At 61.1% G+C, this 24,409-nt stretch carries 27 protein-coding genes and 2 tRNA genes; 24 read left to right on the top strand and 5 right to left on the bottom strand.

Annotated elements, in window-relative coordinates:
• Positions 1-62: 62 nt before the first annotated feature.
• Positions 63-138, bottom strand: a tRNA-Asn gene (locus DBR16_RS08035).
• A 253-nt stretch (positions 139-391) separates the two neighbouring features.
• Between DBR16_RS08035 and DBR16_RS08030 the strand changes: the two genes are divergently transcribed.
• Entirely contained in the window at positions 392-733 is a 342-nt protein-coding gene (locus tag DBR16_RS08030; RefSeq protein WP_109260755.1) for a DUF962 domain-containing protein, read from the top strand.
• A 32-nt stretch (positions 734-765) separates the two neighbouring features.
• On the opposite strand, the gene DBR16_RS08025 is transcribed toward DBR16_RS08030, so the two are convergent.
• Positions 766-839: transfer RNA gene (locus DBR16_RS08025), tRNA-Cys, on the bottom strand.
• A gap of 141 nt (positions 840-980) precedes the next feature.
• Here DBR16_RS08025 and DBR16_RS08020 point away from each other — a divergent pair.
• The 5 genes from DBR16_RS08020 (at position 981) to DBR16_RS08000 (ending at position 7,802) form a co-directional block, all read left to right on the top strand.
• Positions 981-1,634 carry a protein-L-isoaspartate O-methyltransferase family protein gene (locus DBR16_RS08020; protein ID WP_233347682.1) on the top strand — a complete coding sequence of 218 codons (654 nt, stop codon included), beginning with the start codon at positions 981-983 and terminating at the stop codon, positions 1,632-1,634.
• A gap of 144 nt (positions 1,635-1,778) precedes the next feature.
• On the top strand, positions 1,779-3,125 hold the full coding sequence (locus DBR16_RS08015; protein ID WP_109260754.1) for a TolC family outer membrane protein: 1,347 nt from the start codon (positions 1,779-1,781) through the stop codon (positions 3,123-3,125).
• Positions 3,126-3,221: 96 nt separating this feature from the next.
• Positions 3,222-3,857 carry a DUF2497 domain-containing protein gene (locus DBR16_RS08010; protein WP_109260753.1) on the top strand — a complete coding sequence of 212 codons (636 nt, stop codon included), beginning with the start codon at positions 3,222-3,224 and terminating at the stop codon, positions 3,855-3,857.
• A 69-nt stretch (positions 3,858-3,926) separates the two neighbouring features.
• Positions 3,927-6,650: a valine--tRNA ligase gene (locus tag DBR16_RS08005; RefSeq protein ID WP_109260752.1), complete on the top strand. Its 2,724-nt coding sequence runs from the start codon at positions 3,927-3,929 to the stop codon at positions 6,648-6,650.
• A 165-nt stretch (positions 6,651-6,815) separates the two neighbouring features.
• A complete protein-coding gene (locus tag DBR16_RS08000) occupies positions 6,816-7,802 on the top strand; it encodes a DUF3137 domain-containing protein (protein WP_233347680.1) in 987 nt (328 codons plus the stop codon).
• Here DBR16_RS08000 and DBR16_RS07995 read toward each other — a convergent pair.
• Positions 7,799-8,587, bottom strand: a complete 789-nt coding sequence (locus DBR16_RS07995; protein WP_109260751.1) for an exodeoxyribonuclease III — start codon at positions 8,585-8,587, stop codon at positions 7,799-7,801. The genes DBR16_RS08000 and DBR16_RS07995 overlap by 4 nt on opposite strands.
• Positions 8,588-8,620: 33 nt before the next feature.
• Between DBR16_RS07995 and DBR16_RS07990 the strand changes: the two genes are divergently transcribed.
• Positions 8,621-8,992, top strand: a complete 372-nt coding sequence (locus tag DBR16_RS07990; protein WP_109260750.1) for a hypothetical protein — start codon at positions 8,621-8,623, stop codon at positions 8,990-8,992.
• A gap of 30 nt (positions 8,993-9,022) precedes the next feature.
• Positions 9,023-9,376 carry a hypothetical protein gene (locus DBR16_RS07985; RefSeq protein ID WP_109260749.1) on the top strand — a complete coding sequence of 118 codons (354 nt, stop codon included), beginning with the start codon at positions 9,023-9,025 and terminating at the stop codon, positions 9,374-9,376.
• 28 nt (positions 9,377-9,404) lie between these two features.
• Here DBR16_RS07985 and DBR16_RS07980 read toward each other — a convergent pair whose 3' ends face one another.
• Positions 9,405-10,106, bottom strand: a complete 702-nt coding sequence (locus DBR16_RS07980; RefSeq protein ID WP_233347678.1) for a nitroreductase — start codon at positions 10,104-10,106, stop codon at positions 9,405-9,407.
• On the bottom strand, positions 10,076-10,405 hold the full coding sequence (locus tag DBR16_RS07975) for a HesB/IscA family protein (protein ID WP_109260748.1): 330 nt from the start codon (positions 10,403-10,405) through the stop codon (positions 10,076-10,078). Before DBR16_RS07975 ends, DBR16_RS07980 begins: the two co-directional genes overlap by 31 nt.
• An 83-nt stretch (positions 10,406-10,488) precedes the next feature.
• Here DBR16_RS07975 and DBR16_RS07970 point away from each other — a divergent pair, with 83 nt between their 5' ends.
• From DBR16_RS07970 to DBR16_RS07895, 16 genes are all read left to right on the top strand, one after another.
• Entirely contained in the window at positions 10,489-11,679 is a 1,191-nt protein-coding gene (locus tag DBR16_RS07970) for a deoxyguanosinetriphosphate triphosphohydrolase (protein ID WP_109261800.1), read from the top strand.
• A gap of 73 nt (positions 11,680-11,752) precedes the next feature.
• Positions 11,753-12,562 carry an SPOR domain-containing protein gene (locus DBR16_RS07965; RefSeq protein ID WP_109260747.1) on the top strand — a complete coding sequence of 270 codons (810 nt, stop codon included), beginning with the start codon at positions 11,753-11,755 and terminating at the stop codon, positions 12,560-12,562.
• Complete coding sequence (nagZ, locus tag DBR16_RS07960; protein ID WP_109260746.1) at positions 12,559-13,572, top strand: beta-N-acetylhexosaminidase; 1,014 nt, start codon at positions 12,559-12,561, stop codon at positions 13,570-13,572. Before DBR16_RS07965 ends, nagZ begins: the two co-directional genes overlap by 4 nt.
• A complete protein-coding gene (locus DBR16_RS07955; protein WP_109260745.1) occupies positions 13,569-14,372 on the top strand; it encodes a segregation and condensation protein A in 804 nt (267 codons plus the stop codon). The genes nagZ and DBR16_RS07955 overlap by 4 nt, the downstream gene beginning before the upstream one ends.
• Complete coding sequence (gene scpB / locus DBR16_RS07950) at positions 14,369-15,139, top strand: SMC-Scp complex subunit ScpB (RefSeq protein ID WP_109260744.1); 771 nt, start codon at positions 14,369-14,371, stop codon at positions 15,137-15,139. Before DBR16_RS07955 ends, scpB begins: the two co-directional genes overlap by 4 nt.
• Before the next feature lie 76 nt (positions 15,140-15,215).
• Positions 15,216-15,455, top strand: a complete 240-nt coding sequence (locus DBR16_RS07945; RefSeq protein ID WP_109260743.1) for a twin-arginine translocase TatA/TatE family subunit — start codon at positions 15,216-15,218, stop codon at positions 15,453-15,455.
• Between the two features lie 9 nt (positions 15,456-15,464).
• Positions 15,465-15,920 carry a Sec-independent protein translocase protein TatB gene (gene tatB, locus DBR16_RS07940; RefSeq protein WP_109260742.1) on the top strand — a complete coding sequence of 152 codons (456 nt, stop codon included), beginning with the start codon at positions 15,465-15,467 and terminating at the stop codon, positions 15,918-15,920.
• Positions 15,917-16,732, top strand: a complete 816-nt coding sequence (tatC, locus tag DBR16_RS07935) for a twin-arginine translocase subunit TatC (protein WP_109260741.1) — start codon at positions 15,917-15,919, stop codon at positions 16,730-16,732. Before tatB ends, tatC begins: the two co-directional genes overlap by 4 nt.
• Positions 16,733-16,834: 102 nt before the next feature.
• Positions 16,835-18,112, top strand: coding sequence for a serine--tRNA ligase (serS, locus tag DBR16_RS07930; RefSeq protein ID WP_109260740.1), 1,278 nt, complete (start codon positions 16,835-16,837; stop codon positions 18,110-18,112).
• On the top strand, positions 18,109-18,897 hold the full coding sequence (gene surE / locus DBR16_RS07925) for a 5'/3'-nucleotidase SurE (RefSeq protein WP_109260739.1): 789 nt from the start codon (positions 18,109-18,111) through the stop codon (positions 18,895-18,897). Before serS ends, surE begins: the two co-directional genes overlap by 4 nt.
• A complete protein-coding gene (locus DBR16_RS07920) occupies positions 18,894-19,541 on the top strand; it encodes a protein-L-isoaspartate(D-aspartate) O-methyltransferase (RefSeq protein WP_109260738.1) in 648 nt (215 codons plus the stop codon). The genes surE and DBR16_RS07920 overlap by 4 nt, the downstream gene beginning before the upstream one ends.
• 76 nt (positions 19,542-19,617) lie before the next feature.
• A complete protein-coding gene (locus DBR16_RS07915) occupies positions 19,618-20,598 on the top strand; it encodes a M23 family metallopeptidase (RefSeq protein ID WP_161539444.1) in 981 nt (326 codons plus the stop codon).
• 83 nt (positions 20,599-20,681) lie between these two features.
• Positions 20,682-21,059 carry a preprotein translocase subunit YajC gene (gene yajC, locus DBR16_RS07910; RefSeq protein WP_109260736.1) on the top strand — a complete coding sequence of 126 codons (378 nt, stop codon included), beginning with the start codon at positions 20,682-20,684 and terminating at the stop codon, positions 21,057-21,059.
• Between the two features lie 6 nt (positions 21,060-21,065).
• Positions 21,066-22,649 (top strand): protein translocase subunit SecD, encoded by a 1,584-nt coding sequence (secD, locus tag DBR16_RS07905; RefSeq protein ID WP_109260735.1) that lies wholly within the window; start codon positions 21,066-21,068, stop codon positions 22,647-22,649.
• 10 nt (positions 22,650-22,659) lie between these two features.
• The gene (secF, locus tag DBR16_RS07900) at positions 22,660-23,628 is read left to right on the top strand and encodes a protein translocase subunit SecF (protein ID WP_109260734.1); all 969 of its coding nucleotides are present in this window, start codon (positions 22,660-22,662) and stop codon (positions 23,626-23,628) included.
• A gap of 63 nt (positions 23,629-23,691) precedes the next feature.
• Entirely contained in the window at positions 23,692-24,303 is a 612-nt protein-coding gene (locus DBR16_RS07895) for a urate hydroxylase PuuD (RefSeq protein WP_109260733.1), read from the top strand.
• The last annotated feature ends 106 nt before the right edge of the window (positions 24,304-24,409 follow it).

The raw sequence follows: 24,409 nt of genomic DNA, 5'->3' as shown, positions 1-24,409 counted from the left end.
CCGGAATTGACGCGTCTTTTTCGGAATTGATCAGAATTTCTGCACGATACGGAGGTCATTGCTGGCTCCCTGGGACGGGCTCGAACCGCCGACCCGGTGATTAACAGTCACCTGCTCTACCAACTGAGCTACCAGGGAAAAGCCTTAGCAATGAGGCGGGGGCTATACCACCGGATTTGATCCGGCGGCAAGCCTTGATGCGCCATCAAATGCACAAAGAAAATCGGGAGCCAGTGAGGCTCCCGACAAGGCATTGGGTGGATGGTGGGGTGTCTTCACGGGAAGACAGGTAAACTTTCTCCCAAGAGGGTAAATATGAAGTTAACGGGTTTGCGAAATGGTCGAAAACGATTCAGTCTGCTTGAATAAGTCTTACCGGAGGGGGATTTCCATGCGTGAATACACAACATATAGCGATTTCTTTCCCTACTACCTACAAGAGCACGCCAAGCTGGAAACGCGGCTGTTCCATTATACGGGCTCGATCCTGGCCATCAGCGTGCTGGTTTATGCCCTGGCAACGCAAAACTGGTGGCTTTTGCTGGCGGTGCCCCTGTCCGGCTATTTTTTTGCCTGGGTGAGTCACGCCTTCATCGAAAAGAACAAGCCTGCGACATTCACCTATCCGCTATGGTCGCTGCGCGGCGATTATCACATGCTGTTCTTGGCCCTGACGGGAAAGCTTGACCGCGCACTGCAGCGCGCCGGCGTGGCGCCGCCGGCAGCGGAATAGGCCGGTTCGCGCTTGTGTCTGGCCGGGATGGTTGGAGGCTCCGCCCGGAATCGAACCGGGGTACACGGATTTGCAATCCGCTGCGTCACCACTCCGCCACGGAGCCATCCTTGCGGTGAGCCGGGTTTGTAACCGAGGCCATTCGTCCCGGCAACGTGTTCTCGCACGATCGCCGTCATCAGGTGTTGCCGCAGGCTTTCAACGCGCGATATAAGCGCCACGCCTTGGTAAATCAGAGGGGGCCCACGTGCCGGATTTTTCCCGTGAACGCGATGCGATGGTCGATAGCCAGATTCATACGGCGGATGTCACAGACCGTCGGCTTCTGAAAGCGCTGCGGACCTTGCCGCGTCATGCCTTCATCCCGAAGAGCAAGGCGGCAATCGCCTATGCTGATTGTGAAGTGGAGGCGGCTCCGGGCCGCTGGATGATGCGCCCGCGCGATCTGGGCCTGCTGATTCATGCTGCGCAGGTGCAGCCGGACGAGCTGGTGCTCAACATTGCCAGCGGCCGTGGCTATGCGGCGGCTGTGTTGTCGCGGATGGCGGAAACGGTTGTCGGCGTCGAAGCCGACGAGTCGCTGGTCAGGAAATCGTCCGATGCGCTCGCCGATGCCGGCTGCGACAATACGGCGATCATTGGCGGCGATCCGGTGAAGGGCGCGCCGGGGCAGGGGCCGTATGACGTGATCTTTGTCGAGGGCGCTGTCGAGGATGTGCCGCGGGCCTGGTTTGACCAGTTGAAGGATGGCGGCCGGCTGGCCGTCGTCGTGCGCAAGGGCATGTCCGGAAAAGCGACGATATTCACGCGGTCCGGCGACAGTATCGGTCACCGTATCGTATTTGATTCGACGCCGCGATTGATTCCCGGTTTCGAGAAAGAGGCCGGTTTCGTCTTCTGATGCGGCAAGACGCCGCTTGAAAAGACGGTTACGTTAATTAAGTGAACGATGTTCACATCGTTGGCCGTGTCCGGAACCTTACAAAGCCGACACTATGCCTGCGGGTATTAACGTATAAACTGCGGCGAAATTCGAGGGACGCACATGTTTACCAGACTTCTCATTTCCGGCGCGATCGCGGCCGCAGTGCTGACGCTCCCGGCGCAAGCCCAGACTTTCGAGGAAACACTCGAGCTGACCTACCGGTCCAACCCGACCCTGCAGGCGGAGCGCGCCGGGGTTCGTGCCGTTGAAGAATCGATAACGCAGGCGCGCGCCGGCTGGCTGCCCAATGTCTCGGCGACGGCCGGAATCAGCAGCACCTATACAGAAAGTTCGGGCGGGTTTTTCAACCAGTCGAACACGGTGACACCACAGAGCTATCGCATTGATGCCAGTCAGGCGATCTGGCGCGGCGGCGAGATCAATGGCGCGATCAGCCAGGCGCAGGCCAATGTCCAGGCATCGCGCGAACAGTTGCGATCCAGCGAGCAGACGGTGCTGTTGCAGGCAGCCACAGCCTATCTGGATGTCCGCCGTGATGTCTCGATCGCTGAAATCCGCCGCAATAATGTCGAAGTGCTGCTGGCTCAGCTGGATGCCGCCGAGGACCGTTTCGAAGTCGGAGAGATCACACGGACAGATGTGTCCCAGGCCGAAGCCCGGCTTTCCGGCGCCCGCGCCCAGTTTGCCGCCGCGCTGTCGCAGCTGGCGGCCAGCCGGGCGCGTTATGCCGCGCTCGTCGGGCAATACCCGGCCACACTGGCCCCCGAGCCGCCGCTGCCGCAATTGCCGGACGAACTGGAAGATGCGCTCGAGATTGCGCTGGATTTCAGCCCCGTCTTGCGGGCCGCAGCCTTTACCGAGGATTCGGCTCGTGCCGCCATCCGGACGGCCCGCGGCGCTTACATGCCGGATGTGTCCCTGTCCGCGTCTGCCAGCCGGGGGCTGGACCAGCAGCTTTCAGGGGATCAGACCGACCGGGTCTCGGTCGCCGCGCAGGTCTCCGTGCCGCTTTTTACGGGCGGGCTCAACCGCTCGCGCGTGCGGCAGGCCAACTTCAATGCCGATCAGGCCCGGATGCGGGTGACCGCTGCCCGCCGGCAGGTCACCGAGGTGGTGACAACGGCGTTCAACAATCTTGTCGCCAGCCGGTCGGTGATCGCCTCCAGCGAGCAGTCCGTCGAAGCCAATGAAATTGCGCTGGATGGTGTCCAGCAGGAAGCCTTTGTCGGTTTGCGCACGACGCTGGATGTCCTCAATGCCGAGCAGGAATTGCTGGATGCCCGCCTGACACTCGTCAGTGCGGAACGTGATTCGTATGTCGCCGGCCTGACATTGTTGCAGGCGATGGGACTGCTGACAGCGGAAACGCTGGGCATTACCGGTGAGCCGGAACCCTATGTCAGCACGTCTTCCAGCGGTGACGCCGGCTTCATGCCGTGGAATTAATCCGCGGATAACTGGGCTTTACGGCTGGACAGCACCCCTCCAGACCGGTTTTAATTCGCCCATCAGGGGAAGCGACGGAAGAGGGATCGCCCGCTCATGCCAACAGAAGCTGCAGAAAACGAACCGTCCATGGAAGAAATCCTCGCCTCGATCCGCCGGATCATAGACGAGGACGAGGACGGTGGCGAAGCCGAGGCGGCTGCCGAATCACCCGCCGCCGACGAACCGGCAGAAGAGGCGACGCCAGAGCCCGCGCCCGAACCGGCCGCCGAAGCTCCGTCGGAGCCGGAACCGGTGGCTGAAGCCCCGGCAGAGCCGGAACCGGCAGATGATGAAGTGCTCGAGCTCACCGACAAGATTGATGAAGTCGGCGGCGGTACCGACCCGCTGGCGCTTGATGATGATCTGATGATTGTCGACCGCGAGGAGGACGAGCCCGCTCCGCAGCCCGAACCTGAACCCGTCGCCGAAGCGGCTCCGGAAGCTGCGCCGCAACCGGCTGCGGAAGAGGATGATTCGCTGGTCGGGGCACCGGCCGCGACAGCCGCCGCCGGCGCGTTTGACGCCCTGGCTGAAAATCTCCGTGTGGCCTCGGCCGATGGCCTGACCCTTGAAGGCATTGTGCGCGAAATGATGCGTCCGATGCTGAAAGACTGGCTCGATACGAATTTGCCACGGATCGTCGAGGAGAAGGTCGAAGCCGAAATCGAACGAATTTCGCGTCGACGCTAAGCGCTTAACTGAAACAGAAAAGAATAGGGCGTCGACGAAATCGTCGGCGCCCTTTATGTATCCGCCGCCATGCTAGAAAAAACATTCGAACCGAACGCCGCTGAACCGCGCCTCTATGCGCAATGGGAAGATGCCGGAACCTTCCAGCCGAAGGATGACCCGCAGGCGGAAACCTATTCCATCGTCATTCCGCCCCCCAATGTGACGGGCAGCCTGCATATCGGGCATGCGCTGAACAATACGCTGCAGGACGTGCTGATCCGCTATCACCGCATGCTGGGCAAGGCCGTGCTGTGGCAGCCGGGCACCGATCATGCCGGAATTGCCACGCAGATGGTGGTCGAGCGCCAGCTGGCCGCGGAAGGCAATATCTCGCGCCGGGATATGGGCCGGGAGGCCTTCATAAAGCGCGTCTGGGAATGGAAAGAGGAATCCGGCGGAACCATCCTCAACCAGCTCCGCCGGCTGGGCGCATCCTGTGACTGGAGCCGCGAGCGCTTTACCATGGATGAGGGCCTGTCAAAGGCGGTGCTCAAGGTTTTCGTGGAGCTCTATGAGCAGGGGCTGATCTATCGCGACAAACGGCTGGTGAACTGGGATCCGCATTTCCAGACGGCGATTTCCGACCTGGAAGTGGAAAACCGCGAAGTCGACGGGCATTTCTGGCGCTTCCGCTATCCGCTGGCCGACGGCTCGACCTACAAATTCCCGATTGCCTTTGACGAGGACGGCCAGGCCACCGAGTGGGAGGAGCGCGACTATATCGTGGTCGCGACCACGCGTCCGGAAACCGTTCTGGGCGATACCGGTGTAGCCGTGCATCCGGAGGATGAGCGTTATGCCGGCCTCGTGGGCAAGACCATCCGCCTGCCGATTGCGGACGTTGAGATCCCGATCGTGGCCGATGAACATGCCGATCCGGAGCAGGGCTCGGGCGCGGTGAAGATCACACCGGCGCATGATTTCAATGACTTCATGGTGGGTGAGCGCCAGGGCTTGCCGATGGTGAATCTGTTCGACCGTGAGGCGCGGCTAATCTCCGAGATCACCGATGAAAAGGTCGACGGTCTGGACCGGATCCCCGCCGAGTGGCGCGGCCTCGATCGGTTCGAGGCGCGTGAAAAACTCGTCGCCCGGATGGACGAACTCGGCCTGTTGGACGGGATCGAGGACCGCAAGGTGCAACAGCCCTTTGGCGACCGCTCCGGCGTGGTGGTGGAGCCCTTCCTGACGGATCAGTGGTTCGTGAAGGCCGATGTGCTGGCCAGGGATGCGATTGCCGCGGTCGAGGACGGGCGAACGGATTTCCATCCGAAGAACTGGGAAAAGACCTATTTTGAATGGATGCGCAATATCCAGCCCTGGTGCATTTCGCGTCAGCTCTGGTGGGGGCACCGCATTCCGGCCTGGTATGATGAAGACGGCAATGTCTTTGTCGCCGAAAGCGAGGCAGAGGCCGTTGCCAAAGCCGGTGGCAGGGCGCTGACCCAGGACGAAGACGTCCTCGACACCTGGTTTTCCTCAGCGCTGTGGCCGTTCTCGACGCTGGGTTGGCCGGAGGAAACCGATGAGCTGAAGCGCTTCTATCCGACGAGCGTGCTGGTCACGGCGTTCGACATCATCTTCTTCTGGGTCGCCCGGATGATGATGCAGGGCCTTCACTTTATGAAAGAGGTGCCGTTCCCGGATATCTATATCCATGCGCTGGTGCGCGACGAGCACGGCGCGAAAATGTCCAAATCCAAGGGCAATGTGATTGACCCCTTGGAGCTGGTCGATGAGTTCGGGGCGGATGCGGTGCGCTTCACGCTGGCCGCGCTGGCGGCGCAGGGCCGCGACATTCGCATGTCGAAGGACCGGGTCGAGGGCTATCGCAATTTCGGCACCAAGCTGTGGAATGCGGCGCGCTTCTGTTTGATGAATGATTGCCTGCCGGACCCGGAATTCGACCCGAAGTCGGTGAAGCAGACCGTCAATCAATGGCTGCTGGGCGAAGCCGAAGCCGCCACCAGCGCGGTGGCGCAAGGGCTTGAAACCTATCGCTTCAACGAGGCGGCCAGCGCGGCCTATCGCTTTGTCTGGAATGTGTTCTGCGACTGGCATCTGGAATTTGCCAAACCGCTTTTCAATGGCGAGGACGAGGCCGCGAAAGCCGAGACCCGCGCGACAACCGCCTATGTGCTGGAAGTGGCGTTGAAACTCCTGCACCCCTTCATGCCCTTCATCACTGAGGAGCTATGGGCGAAGACCGCCGGGCCCGAGGGCCGGGACAGCCTGCTGATCGTGGCCGACTGGCCGCAGCCGCAAGGCCTTGCCAATGCGGCGGCACAGGACGAGATGAACTGGCTGGTCAGCCTGATCACCGAAATCCGCAAGCTGCGCTCGGAAATGAATATCCCCGCCAAGGCCCGGCCGGCCGGGCTGGCCATTTCCGGCGATGCGGCGCTTGCCGAACGCCTGAAGCGCCATTCCGCCCTGATCTGTCAGCTGGCACGGCTGGACAGCATTGCGCTGGCGGACACGGCCCCCGAAGGCTCGGCGCAGATTGTGGTGAGCGAGACCACCTATGCGCTGCCGCTGGAAGGGGTGATCGATTTCGACGCCGAGCGGACGCGGCTGGACAAGGAAATCGAGAAGACGGCGGGCGAGATTTCGCGGCTGGAAAAGAAGCTCTCCAATGAGCGCTTTGTTGCCAACGCCCCTGCGGATGTGGTCGCCGCCGAACGCGCCAAGATGGCGGATTATGCCGCGCAGAAGGATGCACTTGAAGCGGCCCGCGCGCGTCTGGGGTGAGTCATTCAAGTCGTCATTCCGGGGCGCGCTTTCAGCGCGAACCCGGAACCCATGGCGATGCGGTGATGTCACGGCATGGGTCCCGGACCAGGCGGAGCCTGTCCGGCATGACGGGATGTTTGAATTTGCAATTGCACCCGACGCCGGAGCCGCTAGCTTCGCTTCATGACTGATTCCCAACGCCTTTCACCGGAAATGGAAACCATCTGGAAGGAGGAGCTGTCGCCCTTCCTGTCCGAGCGCGAAGACCGCCGCAAGGATGCGGTCAAGCGCCTCGTTCTGGGCGTCGGCGGCGGTCTGGTCATCGGCGGCATTGCCGCCATATTCTTTGTATCGAACGCCGCCGAGCCGCTCGGCTTCTTCGCCTTTATCGTGGCGGTCATGGGCGGGAGTTTTCTGGGCAGCACCAAATTCATGGCCTTGCGCAAGGAAGTGAAGGTGGGGCTTTTGAACCGCCTCGCCGAAGCTTCTGACATGCAGTATGCGCTGAAACCGGCGGCCCCCGCGCGCTTCCAGGTGTTCCGCGAACACGGGCTGATCCCGTCCTCGCAGCGCGAGAGTTTCGAGGACCATTTCATTGGCGAACGCCATGGTTCCGTCTTCGAGCTCTATGAAGCCAAGCTGGAACAGCGGCGGCAAACCGACAAGAAAACCACCTGGGTCACGGTCTTCCGCGGGCTCCTGATCCGCATCGAGTTTCCGCGCACGGTCGAGGGGGTGACGGTTATCACCCGCGATGCCGGGATATTCAATGCGCTGGAAGGCTGGGGCCGGAAGACATTCGGCAGCACCAAGCTGGAACGGGTCGGGCTGGTCGATCCGAAATTCGAGAAGATTTTCGAGGTCTATTCCACCGATCAGGTGATGTCGCGCTATCTTCTGACGCCGACTTTCATGGAACGGCTTCTGGCCCTTGAGACGGCCGTGAAAGGCAAGAAGGTCCGCGCGGCCTTTGACGAGCGTCATGGCGGCGGCGAGCTGCTGATCGCGGTCGAGACCGGAAATCTGTTCGAACCGGGCAGCCTGTTCAAACCGCTGGATGATGAAAACCGTATCCGCACGCTGCTGAGCGAGATCGAACTGGTGACGGGCATGCTGGACCTGATGGTCCGCCCGCCCGAGCTCGGCGAGAATGTTCTGGCCGAAAACTAGAAGTCGAATGTCCCCACGACCGGCACGTGATCGGAGGCCTTGGGCTTGCCGCGAACGTCCTTGTGGATTTCGACAGACTTGAGGTGATCGGCCGCCTGCGGCGAGCACAGCAGATGGTCAATGCGGATACCATGATCTTTCTGCCAGGCTCCGGCCTGATAATCCCAGAAGGTGTATTGATGCGCGCGGCCATCGCATTGTTCGAAAGCGCTGGTGAAGCCCAGCCACAGAAGTGAGCGGAAGGCCTCGCGGGATTCCGGGCGGGTCAGCGCATCGCCCTCCCAGGCGGCCGGGTCATGGACATCATGGTCGCCTGGAATGACATTGTAATCCCCCGCCAGGACGAGTTTTTCCTCATAGGTGAGGAGGTCTGCCGCGCGCGCTCCGAGGCGTTTCATCCAGCCCAGCTTGTAATCGAATTTCGGCCCCGGCGCGGGATTGCCATTGGGCAGATAGATGGACGCGACGCGCACCACGCCGTCTTCGGTCGAGATCACGGCTTCCAGATAGCGGGCCTGCTCATCCCCGTCATCGCCGGGCAGGCCGGTGACGGTTTCGTCGATGGGGAATTTCGAGAGGATGGCCACGCCATTGTAGGATTTCTGGCCGTGAGTTTCGACATTATAGCCCAGATCCTCGATCTCCAGGCGCGGGAAATTCTCGTCGAGACACTTGATTTCCTGCAGGCAGACAATGTCCGGCGCAGCTTCACGCAGCCAGTCGAGCACATTCTCGAGCCGCGCCTTGACGGAGTTGACGTTCCAGGTGGCGATGGTGATGGTCATGGGTGGTCTTTCTTGCGGGCAGGGGAATCTCTCATGAGCGACACAGGTGTAGCACCGGAGCGGCGGCGGATCACGGCCTGGAAAGGCGTTCGCCTGCTATTTGCCAGCCTCGTCGCTGTGGCGGTCGGTCTGTTCGGGCTCGCCATGTGGGCGCCAAATATCATGACCTTTGGGCCAGTGATGGACGGGCGGGACCTCGGATGGGCATTCAGAGCGGTGATGCTGGTGATGTTTGCCGGGCCGTTTGCCGCGGGCGCGGGCCTGCTTGTCGGCTGGATAACGTTCTTCTTCCGCCCGGTGACAGGCATTCGCATTGTCATCATTCCGCCCCTGCTTTGGGGGCTGAGTGTGCTGGCTATCTTCGCAAATGCGCTGGGCCGTTGCGATGGCGACTGGGTGTGTTGATGGTGGCATTGTCAGATCGGGGGATTGCTGATGCCTGACGACCGTCCATCGCCCCGGCAACGGATTACTGTCTGGGCCATATTGCTGATGATGCTTGTCAGCCTGTTTGACCTTGGAGTTTTCGTCGGAAGCTTTGTCTTATGGCTTCCTACAACAATGATTTCACTGGGCACCCAGATCGGGGGGCTGCCGGACATTCTTGTAAACTGGATTCTGGCCGGTCCGCTGTTCGCGTTAATTGGTCTGGCTGCCGGTTGGCTGACCTTCTTTTTCCGACCGCGAAACGGGCTTCTGATTGGTTTTCTGGTCCCTTTACTCTGGCTGATCCCATTGGTTGTGCTTGTCGCAATGGGCGAGGGCCGCTGCGCCGGCGGCATTTGCTAAGCCCAACTACCCTCGGCAGGACCGCCCGCTAGAACCCCCGGAAACGCGCGATTTCATCCACGCTCGCCCGCTCCGTCCGCATCGTGTTCAGGGGCGCAGCGGGGTCGGCATAGCCCAGGGCGAGGCCGCAATAGACCTGCTCATCTTCGGGCAGGTCGAGAGCTTTGCCGAGCGTCTTCGTAAAGCGCGTCCAGGCTTCCTGCATGCAGGTGGCGAGGCCATGGCCTTCGGCGGCGAGCGTGACGGCATAGATGAACATGCCGAGATGGGCCCATTGATTTGGATTCATCCGGGGATCGATGGTGAAGAACATGCCCACCGGGGCACCAAAGAAGTCGAAATTCCTCAGGACCTGACCCATCCGCCCGGCCTTGTCCTCGCGCGGGATGGCGAGGATGTCATACATATGTTCACCGACCGCATACCGGCGCGCGCGATATGGATCCCAGAGTTTTTCCGGATAGACCGGAAAGGCGTTTTCATCGTTGAACGGATCGGCTTCGAGCCTTGCTTTCACCGCATCAATGATGGCTTGCCGGGCTTCGCCGGTGACGACATGGACTTTCCACGGTTGCAGATTGCCGCCGGACGGGGCCCAGCGGGCATCTTCCAGGATTGCGCGTACCGCAGCTTCGCTGACCGGCGTGTCGAGAAAGCCGCGCGTGGAAATGCGGTTGCGGATGGCCTCGTTGATGTCCATCAGATCGAGAAGCTGACGCCGCAGCCGCACGCTGCCGTGGCGTGAGGGTTCTCGATCTTGAAGGTGGCGCCGATCAGGTCATCGGCGAAGTCGATCGTACAATCGGCGAGGAAGGGCAGGGAGGCGCTGTCAATCGCGACCTTTGCGCCATCGCGTTCGAGCACGGTGTCGTCATCGGCCGCAGCCGCATCGAGATCGAATTTATACGAAAAACCGGAACATCCGCCGCCCTCCACGGAGATGCGCATCACACCGGCCTTCTCGGATTCGAGGATGGCGTTGATGCGTCTGGCGGCGCGCTCGGTCAATTCGATCTGGGGGGCGGTCATGGGACGGCTCCGGCTTTCGTTTCTGTCTGACCTGATATATGGACCGCCGGAGCCGGAACGCAAACCCGTTTGAGGACAAGCCGATGAGTGTGGGCGCGACAGACCGCAGCCGGGCGATATATGCCTGCCACCCGTCGCGTTCCCGCGGGCGGGTATTTGCGCAGGCCGACAGCGCTTCGCGGACCGCCTTCCAGCGGGATCGCGACCGCATCATTCACACCACGGCCTTCCGGCGGCTGAAAGAGAAAACGCAGGTCTTCGTCGCCCATGAAGGCGATCATTACCGCACCCGCCTGACCCATTCGCTGGAAGTGGCGCAGATTGCCCGGACGATTGCCCGCGCCCTGAATGCCGATGAGGACCTCACCGAGGCGCTGGCGCTGGCGCATGATCTGGGACATCCGCCCTTCGGTCATGCCGGGGAGCGGGCGCTCTCGGCCTGTATGGCGGATTTTGGCGGCTTTGATCACAACGCCCATACACTTCGCATCATCACCAAATCCGAAGTCCGCTATGCCGAGTTTGAAGGTCTGAACCTGACCTGGGAAAGTGTTGAAGGCATCGTCAAGCATAATGGCCCGCTGGTCACCAAAGCGAAGGGCGAGGATCAGCTCAATTGGGGCATTACTGATTATCCGCATTGGCGCGAGCTGGAGCTGTCCACTTTCGCCTCGCTGGAGGCCCAGATTGCCGCGCTGTCCGATGATATTGCCTATAATAATCACGATATTGATGACGGGCTGCGCGCCGGGCTTCTGGATCTGGAGGCATTGGCGGCCCTGCCGCTGGTGGGGGAGACACTGGCGGCGGTCCGGAAGCGCTATCCGTCAACGCCTGAAGATATTCTGGTATTGGAAATGGTTCGCGAGTTGATCGGGCGCATGGTCACGGATGTCCTTGATGAGACAAAGGTGCGTCTGGAGCGGCTGAAGCCGGACAGCGCTGATGCCATCCGCCTGGCTGGCCGGGAAACGGCAGCGTTTTCCAATGATATGCTGATCGGGCTGGCCGAAGTGCGCCGCCATCTCTTTGCCAACATGTACCGGCATTACAAGGTGAACCGCGTGATGGCGCAGGCCGAACGCGTCGTGACGGATCTCTTCACCCGCTTTCATTCCGACCCCGGATTACTGCCGACACGATTCCGCAGCGGGGCGGGTGAGGCCGGCAGTGTGGAACTGGCGCGCCGGGTGTGCGACTATATTGCCGGGATGACTGACCGGTACGCTCTGGAAGAGCATCGCCGGTTATTCACAGTTCAAGCCTACTTCTGACCCCCGAAAACACCTCGTCTTGGTGTTATTCTGCAAGAGGTCAGGTGATTCGGCCCCGCAGGAACGGAACGCTATGAGCGATCGCGATACCCAATCCCCCCTCGGCGAGTACGACGAGGATGAAGAAACCTTCGACGCGCGCGAGGATTCGCGGCGCGGCCCTCTGCTGCTGACAACGGCGGCAGCGGTCTTCGTCCTGTTCATTGCCGTGGTGTGGAGTGCCTATCAGCAAGGCGTGCGGGACCGTGACGAACCTTCGCGGATCCTCGCCGATTCCACACCCTATCGTGAAGTCCCGGCCGATCCCGGCGGAACAGAAACGCCGGATCTCGACATCGAGGCTTATGACCGGATTTCCGGTGATACGTCAGGGGATGGTGGAACAACGCCGCGGGCCGGGCCGGAAGAGCCGGTGGAGGATGGCGGACGTCCGGCACTGCGTCTCGAGGAAACCACGCCGGATCAGACCGCTTCCGACCCGCAGGCAGATACCACAACGCAATCGGAGCCAGCGACCAGCGCTCCGGCCCCCGAGCCCGCCGAGCCGGTGCGGGCAGAGCCGGAACCCACGACACCGCCGCCGGCCCGCGAAACCACAACCGCCGCATTAGCCATTCCTTCTCCGGCCTCTGATGGTGACTGGGTGGTCCAGATCGGTTCCTTCCGCACAGAAGACGAGGCGGAAAGTGCCTGGGTGAATTTCATCACCGGCTATTCCGACATCGCAGCAGGTGCCGCGCCGGATATCCAGTCGGCAGAAATCGAAGGACGCGGCACCTATCACCGGCTTCGCATTGCGGCCTTTTCCGGGCGCGATGAAGCGTCTGCCTTCTGTGCCGCGCTGCAAGTGCGCGGGCAGGATTGCTACGCCACGCGCAGATGAGTGCACGCGCCGCGATTTTCGGCCTTTCCGGGCGGGTGCTGACCGACAATGAAGCCGCGTTTTTCCGCGATGCGGATCCGTGGGGATTCATTCTCTTTGCCCGCAATGTCGAAACGCCGGAACAGCTGGCAAAGCTGTGTGTGTCGCTGCGCGATGCGGTGGGGCGCGAAGCCCCGGTTTTCATCGATCAGGAAGGCGGGCGGGTGCAGCGGCTACGGCCGCCACACTGGCGTGATGCGCCGCCTGCCGCGCTGTTTGGCAAGCTCTATGCGGAGGATGCCGGGGCGGCGAAAGAGGCGGTCTGGCTGAATCATCGCCTGATTGCCCATGAGCTGCGCAGCGGCGGTATCGATGCCGATTGTGCGCCCTGTCTGGATATCGCGATTGAGGGGGCGGATGCCGTGATCGGAGACCGGGCCTATGGACCGGATGCCGGCGTCATTGCCGCGCTGGGACAATCGGCGATGGACGGGCTGATGGCCGGCGGCGTGGCCCCGGTGATCAAGCATGTGCCGGGGCATGGACGGGCTGATGCGGACAGTCACTTCCATCTGCCGCGCGTGCGGGAGTCACTGGAGCGTCTGACCGAAACCGATTTTGTGCCCTTTGCGGCGCTCAAGCATGCCCCGATGGGGATGACGGCTCATATCGTCTATGACGCCCTGGATGCCCGTGCGCCTGCCACAATGTCGGAAGCGGCGATAGCGCATATCCGCGGGGATATCGGCTTTGACGGCCTGTTGATGACAGATGATCTTTCGATGAAAGCGCTGTCGGGCTCGTTTGAAGAGCGCACACGGCGTTCAATCGATGCCGGATGTGATGTCGTCCTGCACTGTAATGGCGACCGCAAGGAAATGATCGCCATCGCAGATGCCGCGCCCCTGCTATCCGGGCCGGCTCTGGCGCGTGCCGAAGCAGCCGAGGATGCGCGCACACAGCTTGATGAGTTCGATGTACGATCCGGCCTGGCAAAGCTGGACTCCCTGATGGCCGGGGTGGCGTCATGACCGACGAGTTCGAGGAAGACCTGCCATTTGAAGCTGCCGAAGACGCCGATCACGAGGCGCTGATCGTCGATCTTGATGGCTATGAAGGCCCGCTTCACCTGCTGCTCGCCCTGGCGCGCAAGAAGAAGATCGACCTGACGCGTTTGTCGATCCTGGAACTGGCCGAGCAATATCTCGCCTTTGTCCATGCCGCCCGGCAACGCCTGGATCTGGCCGCCGAATATCTCGTCATGGCCAGCTGGCTCGCCTATCTGAAATCGCGCCTCCTTCTGCCGAAGCCGGCCAAGGATGATGAGGAGATTGCGCCCGAACAGATGGCGGCATCGCTGGCCTTCCGCTTGCGCCGGCTGGATGCGATGCGCGCAGCAGGTCAGGCGATTTACGCCGGACACCTGTTGCGGCGGGACGTTTTTCCGCGCGGCATGCCGGAAGGTGTACGGACGCTGCGCGCCTCGAAATATGAAGCCAGCCTTTATGATCTCCTGAGCGCCTATGCGAAGCGCCGTCAGGCGGCGATCCGCACCAATTACCGGCCGGAATTGCCGAAAGTGTATGCGCCGGATGCGGCCCGCACGCGGCTGGAGCGCATACTGCCGGAAATCCGTCACTGGAAGACGCTGGACAGCCTGCTTCCGACGGATGCGGAGCTGGGCCCGGACGCGCCACCGCGCCGGTCCGTGCTGGCCAGCTCGACACTGGCCGCGCTGGAAGTCACCAAGGACGGCCATGCGGAATTGCGTCAGGCGAAAGCCTATGATCCCATCGAGGTCAGAGGCAAGGAGGACGCGCCCAAGCCATGACGGACAAGCCCGATCCCATCCATGATGCTATCGAGAAGCTTCGCGAGCGCGCATCCCGGCAAGGCCAGGCTGCGACCGGCAGCGATGAAAAGGGCCCGCGTCTGGCCGTCAATGCCGAGAAAGACCGTTTGCGGCGGATGGAAGCCCTGCTGTTTGCGGCCTCCGAGCCGCTGGATATCGAGACATTGCAGACAAGGCTGCCGGCTGAAAGCGATGTCGAGGCGTTGCTGGCGGTCTTGCAGGCCGAATATGCCGATCGCGGCGTGAATCTGACTGAGGTGGGCGGACGCTGGCGGATTGAAACCGCGCCGGACCTTCGCGGTCTGCTGGAAGAGATCCGCGAGGAGCCGCGCAAATTGTCGGATGCCGGGCTCGAGACGCTGGCAATCATCGCCTATCACCAGCCGGTGACGCGCGCCGACATCGAGGAAATCCGCGGCGTGGCCGTGTCCAAGGGCACGCTGGATCTTTTGTTCGAGCTGGGCTGGATCCGCCCGCGTGGCCGCCGCCGTACGCCGGGACGTCCGGTGACTTATGGCACGACGGCGGATTTCCTTCAGTATTTCGGACTCGCCACGATTGCCGATCTGCCGGGACAGGCCGACCTGAAGGCTGCGGGGCTTCTCGATGCGCGCCTGCCGCCCGGGTTTGAAATCCCCGATCCCGGCCTGTCCGAGGGTCTGGAGGGGGAAGACCCGCTGGATCCGGAAGACGATGCGCATCTTTTCCATGTCGATTTCATGGAAGAAGATGACAGCGAGACCTGATTTCCTGACCATGCAAATGGACGCGGGCGGATCGCTGGTCTAATCCTTTTCACGAATATTCCCGCGGGAGGAAAATATGGCACCGGGCATCTGGCAAATTCTGATTATCGTTGTCCTTGTCGCGCTGCTTTTCGGCGCGGGGCGCATTTCGGGGCTGATGGGTGAAGTTGCCAAGGGCATCACCAGCTTCCGCAAGGGCCTCAAGGAAGGCGATGAGGGCAGTGACGAGGAGGAGGGTAATAGCTCGGCCTCGATCAGTGAAAGCGCGCAAGCCCCTGAATCGGCCTCGAAAGAGGAAGAAAAGACGCGGAACTAGGGTCCGGTCATGAATCCCGGCATTGGCGCACCTGAACTTATTGTCCTTGCGGTCCTGGCCCTGATTGTGGTCGGCCCCAAAGACCTGCCGATGATGTTCCGGCGGGTTGGCCGGTTTGTCGGGCAGGCGCGTCAGATGGCCCGCGATTTCCAGCGCAGCTTCGACGATATGGGCCGCGAGGCGGAAATGTCCGAATTGCGCCGCGAGATCGAGGCGCTCAAGTCCGGCAATCCGGTGGCAAAAGCGAAACGTGATCTCGATGAGGTGACGCGCGACCTGGCATCGCTGGAACACGAGACGGTGGTCGAGCGCAAGCTGGCGGCGGCGGAGAAAGACCACACCAGCGGCGGCAGCAAGACGCCACCATCGAAGGATGATCTGCCGCTTTCCGAACCGTTGCAGCCGACTGTCGAGCCGTATCAAAGTCCGAAAAAGAAGACCAAGAAGCCAGCGGCTGAAGAATGAGCAATAAAATCGGCACGGATATCGAAGACGATGAGGTCGAGGCCAGCCGCGCGCCGTTGATGGATCATCTGACGGAGTTGCGGACCCGCCTGATCCGGCTGGTGATCGTATTGATGATCGGCTTTGTCGTCTGTTTCGTCTTTGCCGAGCAGATCTATAATTTCCTGCTCGTGCCGTTCGAGGATGCCGCGGCGCGCGTGCGTCAGGGCGATCTGTCGCTGGAATTGATCTTTACCGCGCCGCTGGAATTTTTCTTCGTCAAGGTGAAGCTCGCCTTTTTCGGCGCTCTGATCCTCGCCTTTCCCTGGCTGGCCTATGAAATCTTCGCCTTCGTGTCGCCCGGGCTCTACAAGAATGAGCGCGGCGCGTTTGCGCCCTTCCTGATTGGCGCGCCGGCGCTTTTCGTCGGCGGCATGTCCTTCGTCTATTATTTCGTTTTGCCTTTCGTGATGCGGTTTGCGCTGAGCCAGGAGCAGCTGGGCGGCGAGAATGCGGTAACGATCCAGCTGCTCACACGGGTCTCGGACTATCTCAATCTGGTGACGACGCTGATCCTCGCCTTCGGGCTCAGCTTCCAGCTTCCGGTCTTGCTGATGCTGCTAGGCGGAGCGGGGATCGTGTCCTCCAAGCAGTTGATCAAATTCTGGAAATTCGCACTGGTCGGGATTTTTGCCTTTGCCGCTTTCGTGACGCCGCCCGACCCGATCAGCCAGCTCATTCTTGGCTCGGTCCTGATGGGGCTTTACGGGATTTCGATCCTGGGTGTGCGCCTGGTCGAAAAGCGCGGCGAACCGGCCAGCGAAGACGCGTAAGCCCTGCGGGCGGAGTTCTGCCCTGACGTTACGGGATGAAGTGTTGCCAGCCCGACACCTGCTCGCTATCACCCGCGCAGACACAGAGATTCAGGGCCGGTTATGCATGACATCCGTTTGATCCGCGAAAATCCCGAAGCTTTCGACGCCGGGCTGGCGAAGCGTTTCCTTGCGCCGCAATCGGATGAAATCCTGCGCCTGGACCGCAAGCGCCGGGAAGCCGTCGGCCGCCAGCAGGAGGCCGAGACCGAGCGCAATGCGTTGTCCAAGCAGATCGGCCAGGCGAAGGCCAAGGGCGATGAAGGCGAGTTCAACCGGCTTCGCGGAGAGGTGGATCGTCTGAAATCGGTGCTGGACGAGTCTGGCGCGGATGCGGCGAAATTTGAAGAAGCCCTCAATCAGCATCTTGCCGGATTGCCGAACATTCCGATGGACGATGTGCCGGTCGGCGAAGACGAAACGGATAACGAAGAGGTGCGCGGCTGGGGTGAGCCGAAAGCGTTCGGGTTCGCGCCCAGGGATCATGTCGATCTGGGTGAAGGCCTGGGGCAGCTTGATTTCGAACGCGCGGCTGCGATGTCCGGTGCGCGCTTTGCCGTTCTGCAGGGCGGGCTGGCCCGTCTGGAACGCGCGCTGGCGCAATTCATGCTGGATCTGCACACGTCGGAACACGGTTTCACCGAGGTGAGCCCGCCCTATATGGTGCGGGATGAGGCCATGTTCGGCACAGGCCAGCTTCCCAAGTTCGCCGACGACCTTTTCCGCACGGAGGATGGCCGCTGGTTGATCCCGACCGCCGAAGTGCCGCTGACCAATCTGTTCCGGGACGCCATCCACAATGAGGCGGACTTTCCGGCGCGCCTGACCGCCTATACGCCTTGCTTCCGGGCCGAGGCCGGCTCTGCGGGCAGGGATACGCGTGGTCTGATCCGCATGCACCAATTCCACAAGGTGGAGATGGTGTGTGTGACGCGCCCAGAAAACTCCGAGGACGAACTCGAGCGCATGACGAATTGCGCCGAGGAGATTCTGCGCCGTCTGGAATTGCCTTACCGGGTCATGCTGCTGTCCTCCGGCGATATGGGATTTGGCGCGCGCAAGACCTATGATCTGGAAGTCTGGCTGCCGAGCCAGAACACGTATCGCGAGATTTCCTCCTGCTCCAATTGCGGAGACTTCCAGGCGCGCCGCATGAATGCCCGTTTCCGCCGCGAGGGCGAGAAGAAGCCGGAATTCCTGCACACGCTGAACGGCTCCGGCGTGGCCGTCGGGCGTGCCATGCTGGCGGTGATGGAAAACCACCAGAATGAAGACGGATCGATCACCATTCCGGACGTGCTGCGCCCCTATATGGGCGGACTTGAGGTTCTGGGTGCATGAAAAATCCCAGAATCCTGCTGACCAATGATGACGGTATCCGTGCGCGCGGCCTGCAATCGCTGCAGAAAATTGCGTCCGAATTATCCGATGATGTGTGGATCGCGGCGCCTGCCGAGGAGCAATCCGGTGCGGGGCGTTCGCTGACGTTGCATGACCCGTTGCGCGTCCGGAAGGTCGCTGACCGGTCGTTTGCGATTTCCGGTACACCGACGGATGCGGTGTTGATGGGCGTGCAGGATCTGATCACGGACAAGAAGCCCGATCTGGTATTGTCCGGGGTGAATCGCGGCGGCAATGTTGCCGAGGATGTCACCTTTTCCGGCACGGTCGCCGGGGCGATGCAGGGCATGCAGCTGGGCATTCCGTCGATCGCGCTCAGCCAGGTCTATTCCTTCCTGCCCAATGCACATATCCGCTGGGAGGTCTGCGAGACCTTCGGTGCGCCCATCATTCGGCGGCTTCTGGAAGAAGGCTGGCCCGAGGATGTGCTGATCAACATCAATTTCCCTGACTGCGAGCTTGCCGACATCAAGGAAGTGGAGGTCACAAAGCAGGGCCGACGGGACCAGGCCATTGTCCATGCCGAAAAACGTACCGATCCGCGCGGCGTTGACTATTACTGGATCGGTTTCAAGGGCGCTCCGCAAAGCCCGATGGAAGGCGATGATCTGCACGCCGTCATGGGGGGACGGATCTCGGTGACCCCCTTGCATGTCGATCTGACCCATATGGAAACCCATCACCGCCTGAAAGGTGTTCTGGGTGGCGCCCCGCCGCGCAAATGACCGCTCCTGATCCCCGCGTCATCCAGCTTGTCATGAGCCTGCGCGGGTCCGGTGTGACGGACCGGCTTGTGCTGGCAGCGATAGAACGCACGCCGCGCGATATTTTTGTGCCCGACCGGTTTCTCGATCATGCCTTCGACGATAGAGCGCTGCCGATTGATTGCGGGCAGACCATCAGCCAGCCGCTGATTGTCGGTCTGATGACACAGCTGCTCCAGGTCGATGACCGCTGCAAGGTGCTGGAAATCGGGACTGGCTCGGGTTATCAGGCGGCAATCCTGGCGCGCCTGGCACGCCGTGTTTACACGATCGAGCGGTACCGCACGCTGGCCAAGGAGGCCGAGGCACGCTTTGCCGCGCTGCGCCTGACCAATATTACCCCCCGGATAGGGGATGGCACGAAAGGCTGGCCGGAACAGGCCCCTTTCGACCGGATCATCGTAACCGCCGGTGCGCCGGTGCGGCCCGACACGCTGCTGGCCCAGCTGAAGCCGGGCGGGATCGCCGTGATTCCGGTCAATAATGACCGTGGCTCACAGACGCTTGTCCGCTACATCAAAACCGATTCTGACACGCTGGACGAAGAGGCCGTAATGGATGTCCGCTTCGTGCCCCTGGTCGAAGGTGAAACAAAAGCCCTTTGATTCCTGGCTATGGCTAACGGCTGATTAACGCCTCTTGGGCTTACTGTCGGCGGTTTGCCAAAGTGAAATCCGAGCTGTGCTGTCTGTGCGTCTGATCCTTCCGATATTATTGCTTGCCCTGGTGGCAGGCTGCGCGACCCCGTCGCCGCGTGATCCGGCGCGGATCGATTACCGGCGCGCCAATACCGATGGTCCGACGGCAGATGTCCTGCGCAATCCGGCGCAATGCAATCCCGGCGGCCGCTATGTGGTCCGGTCCGGTGACACGCTGTCAGAGATTGCGGAAGATTGCGGACTGCAGACATCCGACCTCGCCCAAGCCAACGGGCTCTACCCGCCCTATCAGTTGCTGGCCGGGCAGGAGTTGATATTCCCGCGCCCGTCCTCGCACACGGTGCGGCGTGGAGAAAATCTCTACCGCATCGGATTACGCTATAATATCAATTATCTGGACCTTGCGGCTCATAATGGCATTTCTGCGCCATACGCCATCGAGGTCGGACAGGAAATCCGGATTCCGAATGGACAGGTACGCACGGTTTCGCTGGAACCGCCGGCCGTCCGCGACAGGCCGCGCCGGCCGGTGACGCCGGATACGCCGGTGACGGTCGAGAGCGCTGATCCGCCGCCCCGACGCGAGCCGCCAGCCAGCAGCCCGCCGCCCGCCGCCTCCGCCCCGGTCAGCTTCCAGTGGCCGATCCAGGGCGAGATTCTCTCGACCTTCGGTCCCAAACCGGATGGCCGCCGCAATGACGGTATAAATATCGCAGCCGATGAAGGTGACAGTGTGCGGGCCGCCGCCGGTGGCACGGTTGTCTATGCCGGCGGTGAATTGCAGGGCTATGGCGAGCTGGTCCTGATCCGCCACGAGGGTGGCTGGGTGACTGCCTATGCACACAATTCGCGCCTTCTGGTGGCCGAGGGTGACCGGGTGGAACAGGGACAACTGATTGCCGAGGCCGGCTCGACGGGGTCGGTCGACACGTCCCAGGTCCATTTCGAGATCCGCCGTGGGGTGACTCCGGAAGATCCGATGCGGCATTTACAGGGAAGTTAACCGCCAACCCTTGTTGCATGGCGGGCGCGTCCCGATATATTCCCGCGACCTTCAAATAAACGGCTCGCAATAGAGGCATATTCATGTTTGACGCTATCTCGATCGCATCCACCGCTGGCGCTCCCGGCGGTATCACCGGCGCCTTTATCCAGTTTGCACCGCTGTTGCTGATATTCGTTGTCTTCTATTTCCTGCTGATCCGTCCGCAACAACAGCGGATGAAAGCCCATCGCGAAATGGTTGCGGCTGTCGCCAAGGGTGATGAGGTTGTCACCGCAGGCGGCATTGTCGGCAAGGTGGTCAAGGTCGATGATGCCGAGTTGCAGGTTGAAATCGCAACCGGGGTGAAAGTCCGCCTCATGCGGTCCACGGTTTCCGAAGTGCGGTCGCGCACTCAGCCGAAAGCGGCCAATGACAGCAAGTCCGACAAGAAACCGGCCAATAAAACCATTTCGGAGTAAGAGCTTATGCTCTATTTCGCCCACTGGAAGATCGCGCTGATCCTGGCGGTTTCGTTGCTCGGCATCTGGTTTGCGGCACCGAATTTTTCGCCCCTGCCAGGACAGACCGTCAATCTGGGACTCGACCTTCAGGGCGGGTCCCACCTCGTTTTCGAGGTCGATCTGCCAGGGGTTCGCGCGGAGCGTCTGGACGGTTTGTCTCAGGAAGCCACGGTTCTTTTCCGCCAGCAGCCGACCATTCCGACGGCAGCAAACGCTGTGATCGGTGACGAGGTCGTGATCCGCGTTGCGCGCGCCGAAGACATGGACGAGGCGTTCAGCCGGCTACAATCGCTGTCCCGGCCAGTCGGTGACGGCTCCATGGGGCTGACTGGCGTGGCTGCACGCACGGTTGATTTTGACCGCGATAATGCGGAGCGGACGATTCGCATGTCTCTGACAGATGCGGCAATGATCGATATCCGGGACCGTACGATCGCCCAGTCCATTGAAGTGATCCGCCGCCGGATCGATGCATCGGGGACCACCGAACCGACGATTGCGCGCCAGGGCGATGAGCGGATTCTGGTCCAGGTGCCGGGTGAGAGCAATCCGCAACGGATTATCGAGCTGGTCGGCACGACGGCGCGCATGACTTTCCATCTGGTGCGGGCTGATGTTGCCGTGGGCGCGGACGGCCAGGGGCGGACTCCGCCGGGCGTCATGATCCTGCAGCAGGATGATCTGTCCGAGCCCTATATTGCCGTCGAGCGGCGAGCCATGGTGTCGGGGGAAAACCTGACCTATGCGGGCTCGACCTTCCAGGACGGCCAGCCGGTCGTCGAATTCCGCTTTGATACCACCGGCGCGGCGGCCTTTGGCCGTGTCACATCCCAGAATGTCGGACGGCGGTTTGCTGTCGTGCTGGACGATATCGTGATTTCCTCACCCGTTATTCTCGGGCCGATTCTGGGGGGATCCGGCGTGATCCAGGGCAATTTCACATTCGAAAGCGCCTATGATCTGGCGGTGCTGCTGCAGGCCGGTGCACTGCCGGCCGAATTGACGGTTGTTGAACAGCGCTCGGTCGGTCCGGGCCTGGGGCAGGACTCGATCAACAAGGGCACAATTGCGGTCGTGATCGGCTTCATCGCGGTGATGGTGTTCATGCTGGCGGCGTATTCGGTATTCGGCGTATTCTCGAATCTGGCGCTGATGCTGAACGTCATGCTCATTCTGGGGGCATTGTCCGGATTGCAGGCGACCCTGACGCTGCCCGGGATCGCGGGGATTATCCTGACCATCGGTATGGCTGTGGACGCGAATGTGCTGATCTATGAGCGCATACGCGAGGAGGCCAAAAACGGGCGATCGCCCGCGAATGCGATCGAGAAGGGCTATTCCGAAGCGCTTTCCGCCATTCTGGATGCCAATATCACCACGCTGATCGCTGCCGGTGTGCTCTACATGCTGGGCGCCGGTCCGGTGCGCGGGTTCGCCGTGACGCTGGGCATTGGTATCATCACTTCGGTTTTCACTGCTTTCGTCTTCTCCCGCCTGCTGGTTGCGATGTGGGTGAAGGGGCTGAAGCCCAAGAAACTCCCCATTTAGGAGACGGCCCATGTCCCTCGCACTGACCAATTATTTCCCCGACTCGACGTCGATTCCCTTTATCAAGGCGCGCTTTGCGGCCTTCGGGTTTTCCGTCCTGATGATTCTGGCGTCCATCGCGGCGTTCTTCTCCATGGGGCTGAATTTCGGGATCGACTTTACCGGCGGTGTGACGCTGGAAGTGCGGACCGAGGCAGAGATCGACGCGGCGCGCATTGATGAGATGCGGGGCGTGCTGAACAATCTGGGGCTGGGCGCGATCGAATTGCAGGGCCTGTCGGAACTGACCGAGGGGTCGGAATGTTATGGCAATCACTGTGCGTTGATCCGTGTGCAGCCACAGGAGGGTGAGGGGCTGGAAGCCGAAGTAGCCCAGCAGGAAGCCAATCTCGCCGTTCAGGCAGCACTCACCGAGCTTTATCCGGACATTGAATACCGCTCTGTTCAGGTGCTGGGTCCGAAGGTTTCCGGCGAACTGGTTCAGGCGGGTATCATGTCCATCGTCACCGCGCTGGTGTTGATGCTGGTCTATATCTGGTTCCGCTTCGAATGGCAGTACTCTGTCGGCGCGGTCGTGGCACTGATCCATGACGTGATCATTACCATCGGCATGTTTTCGGTAACGCAGCTGGAGTTCAACCTCTCCACCATTGCGGCCATTCTGACGATTGTCGGTTATTCCATGAACGATACGGTCGTTGTTTATGACCGCATCCGCGAGAAAATCCGGAAATTCAAGAAAAAGAGCCTGGATGAGGTTTTGAATCTGGCCATCAACAAGACGCTTTCGCGAACGATCCTGACCTCCCTCACCACGCTGGTGGCGCTATTTTCGCTCTGGCTGTTGGGCGGGGCGGCCCTGCAGGGTTTCGCCTTTGCGATGATTTTCGGCATTGTGGTTGGAACCTATTCCTCCATCTTCGTCGCGGCGCCGATATTGATGCTGACCAATGTCAAACGGGAAGCCAGCGAAGCCTGATTTCGCTTTTCAAGCGAGCCTGATATGGTCCTCCCCGAAACGAGAATCGGGGAGGATTCCTAAATGGCTGCAATTCTGACAAATCTGCGCACAACCATTCATATCTCGCTGGCACTGGCGATCATCTTTCTGGTGGGCTATGCGCTGGCGTATGACAGTATCGGCTTCGGCGGCGCCTTCTGGATGGCGGTCGCGCGCTGGACCCATGTCGTGGCCGGCATCATGTGGATCGGTCTGCTCTGGTATTTCAACTTCGTGCAGATCCCGACCATGCCGTCCATCCCTGACGAGATGAAGCCGGCCATTGGCAAGCATATCGCGCCCAAGGCCCTGTTCTGGTTCCGCTGGGGAGCTGCTTTCACTGTCCTGACCGGCCTGATCGTTGCGCATCTTCGCGGCTATATGGTGGAGGTCTTGTCACTGGGGGCGCTGGCGGAAGCCTATACGCCGCAATATTCCTTCATCGGCATCGGCATGTGGCTGGCCATTATCATGGCGATCAATGTCTGGTTCGTGATCTGGCCCAACCAGAAAATCGCACTGGGGCTGGTAGAAGCGGATGCCGAGGCAAAACCCAAGGCGGCGCGCACAGCGATGCTGTTCTCGCGCACGAATACGCTGCTGTCCCTTCCGATGCTGGTGGCCATGGCGGGTGCACAGACGCTGTTCGGCTAAGCCGCAAAAAGAGATGCCCCGGATCAACCGGGGCATGACGAAACTAATCGCGTCATCGCCCGGCTTGTCCGGGCGATCTCGTTTCGGTTGCAGCTACTGACCGGAC

The organism is Hyphobacterium indicum (assembly GCF_003129605.1).
Taxonomy (GTDB): Bacteria; Pseudomonadota; Alphaproteobacteria; order Caulobacterales; family Maricaulaceae; genus Hyphobacterium; species Hyphobacterium indicum.
The sequence above is the reverse complement of the archived record's forward strand: the minus strand, read 5'-3'. Positions and strand labels throughout refer to the sequence as shown.

Bases quoted from the DNA above. Each gene is read 5' to 3' on its own strand.
- DBR16_RS08030 (WP_109260755.1), top strand. From the start codon at position 392: ATGCGTGAATACACAACATATAGCGATTTCTTTCCCTACTACCTACAA.
- DBR16_RS08015 (WP_109260754.1), top strand. From the start codon at position 1,779: ATGTTTACCAGACTTCTCATTTCCGGCGCGATCGCGGCCGCAGTGCTG.
- DBR16_RS08010 (WP_109260753.1), top strand. From the start codon at position 3,222: ATGCCAACAGAAGCTGCAGAAAACGAACCGTCCATGGAAGAAATCCTC.
- DBR16_RS08005 (WP_109260752.1), top strand. From the start codon at position 3,927: ATGCTAGAAAAAACATTCGAACCGAACGCCGCTGAACCGCGCCTCTAT.
- DBR16_RS08000 (WP_233347680.1), top strand. From the start codon at position 6,816: ATGACTGATTCCCAACGCCTTTCACCGGAAATGGAAACCATCTGGAAG.
- DBR16_RS07995 (WP_109260751.1), bottom strand. From the start codon at position 8,587: ATGACCATCACCATCGCCACCTGGAACGTCAACTCCGTCAAGGCGCGG.
- DBR16_RS07990 (WP_109260750.1), top strand. From the start codon at position 8,621: ATGAGCGACACAGGTGTAGCACCGGAGCGGCGGCGGATCACGGCCTGG.
- DBR16_RS07985 (WP_109260749.1), top strand. From the start codon at position 9,023: ATGCCTGACGACCGTCCATCGCCCCGGCAACGGATTACTGTCTGGGCC.
- DBR16_RS07975 (WP_109260748.1), bottom strand. From the start codon at position 10,405: ATGACCGCCCCCCAGATCGAATTGACCGAGCGCGCCGCCAGACGCATC.
- DBR16_RS07970 (WP_109261800.1), top strand. From the start codon at position 10,489: ATGAGTGTGGGCGCGACAGACCGCAGCCGGGCGATATATGCCTGCCAC.
- DBR16_RS07965 (WP_109260747.1), top strand. From the start codon at position 11,753: ATGAGCGATCGCGATACCCAATCCCCCCTCGGCGAGTACGACGAGGAT.
- nagZ (WP_109260746.1), top strand. From the start codon at position 12,559: ATGAGTGCACGCGCCGCGATTTTCGGCCTTTCCGGGCGGGTGCTGACC.
- DBR16_RS07955 (WP_109260745.1), top strand. From the start codon at position 13,569: ATGACCGACGAGTTCGAGGAAGACCTGCCATTTGAAGCTGCCGAAGAC.
- scpB (WP_109260744.1), top strand. From the start codon at position 14,369: ATGACGGACAAGCCCGATCCCATCCATGATGCTATCGAGAAGCTTCGC.
- DBR16_RS07945 (WP_109260743.1), top strand. From the start codon at position 15,216: ATGGCACCGGGCATCTGGCAAATTCTGATTATCGTTGTCCTTGTCGCG.
- tatB (WP_109260742.1), top strand. From the start codon at position 15,465: ATGAATCCCGGCATTGGCGCACCTGAACTTATTGTCCTTGCGGTCCTG.
- tatC (WP_109260741.1), top strand. From the start codon at position 15,917: ATGAGCAATAAAATCGGCACGGATATCGAAGACGATGAGGTCGAGGCC.
- serS (WP_109260740.1), top strand. From the start codon at position 16,835: ATGCATGACATCCGTTTGATCCGCGAAAATCCCGAAGCTTTCGACGCC.
- surE (WP_109260739.1), top strand. From the start codon at position 18,109: ATGAAAAATCCCAGAATCCTGCTGACCAATGATGACGGTATCCGTGCG.
- DBR16_RS07920 (WP_109260738.1), top strand. From the start codon at position 18,894: ATGACCGCTCCTGATCCCCGCGTCATCCAGCTTGTCATGAGCCTGCGC.
- yajC (WP_109260736.1), top strand. From the start codon at position 20,682: ATGTTTGACGCTATCTCGATCGCATCCACCGCTGGCGCTCCCGGCGGT.
- secD (WP_109260735.1), top strand. From the start codon at position 21,066: ATGCTCTATTTCGCCCACTGGAAGATCGCGCTGATCCTGGCGGTTTCG.
- secF (WP_109260734.1), top strand. From the start codon at position 22,660: ATGTCCCTCGCACTGACCAATTATTTCCCCGACTCGACGTCGATTCCC.
- DBR16_RS07895 (WP_109260733.1), top strand. From the start codon at position 23,692: ATGGCTGCAATTCTGACAAATCTGCGCACAACCATTCATATCTCGCTG.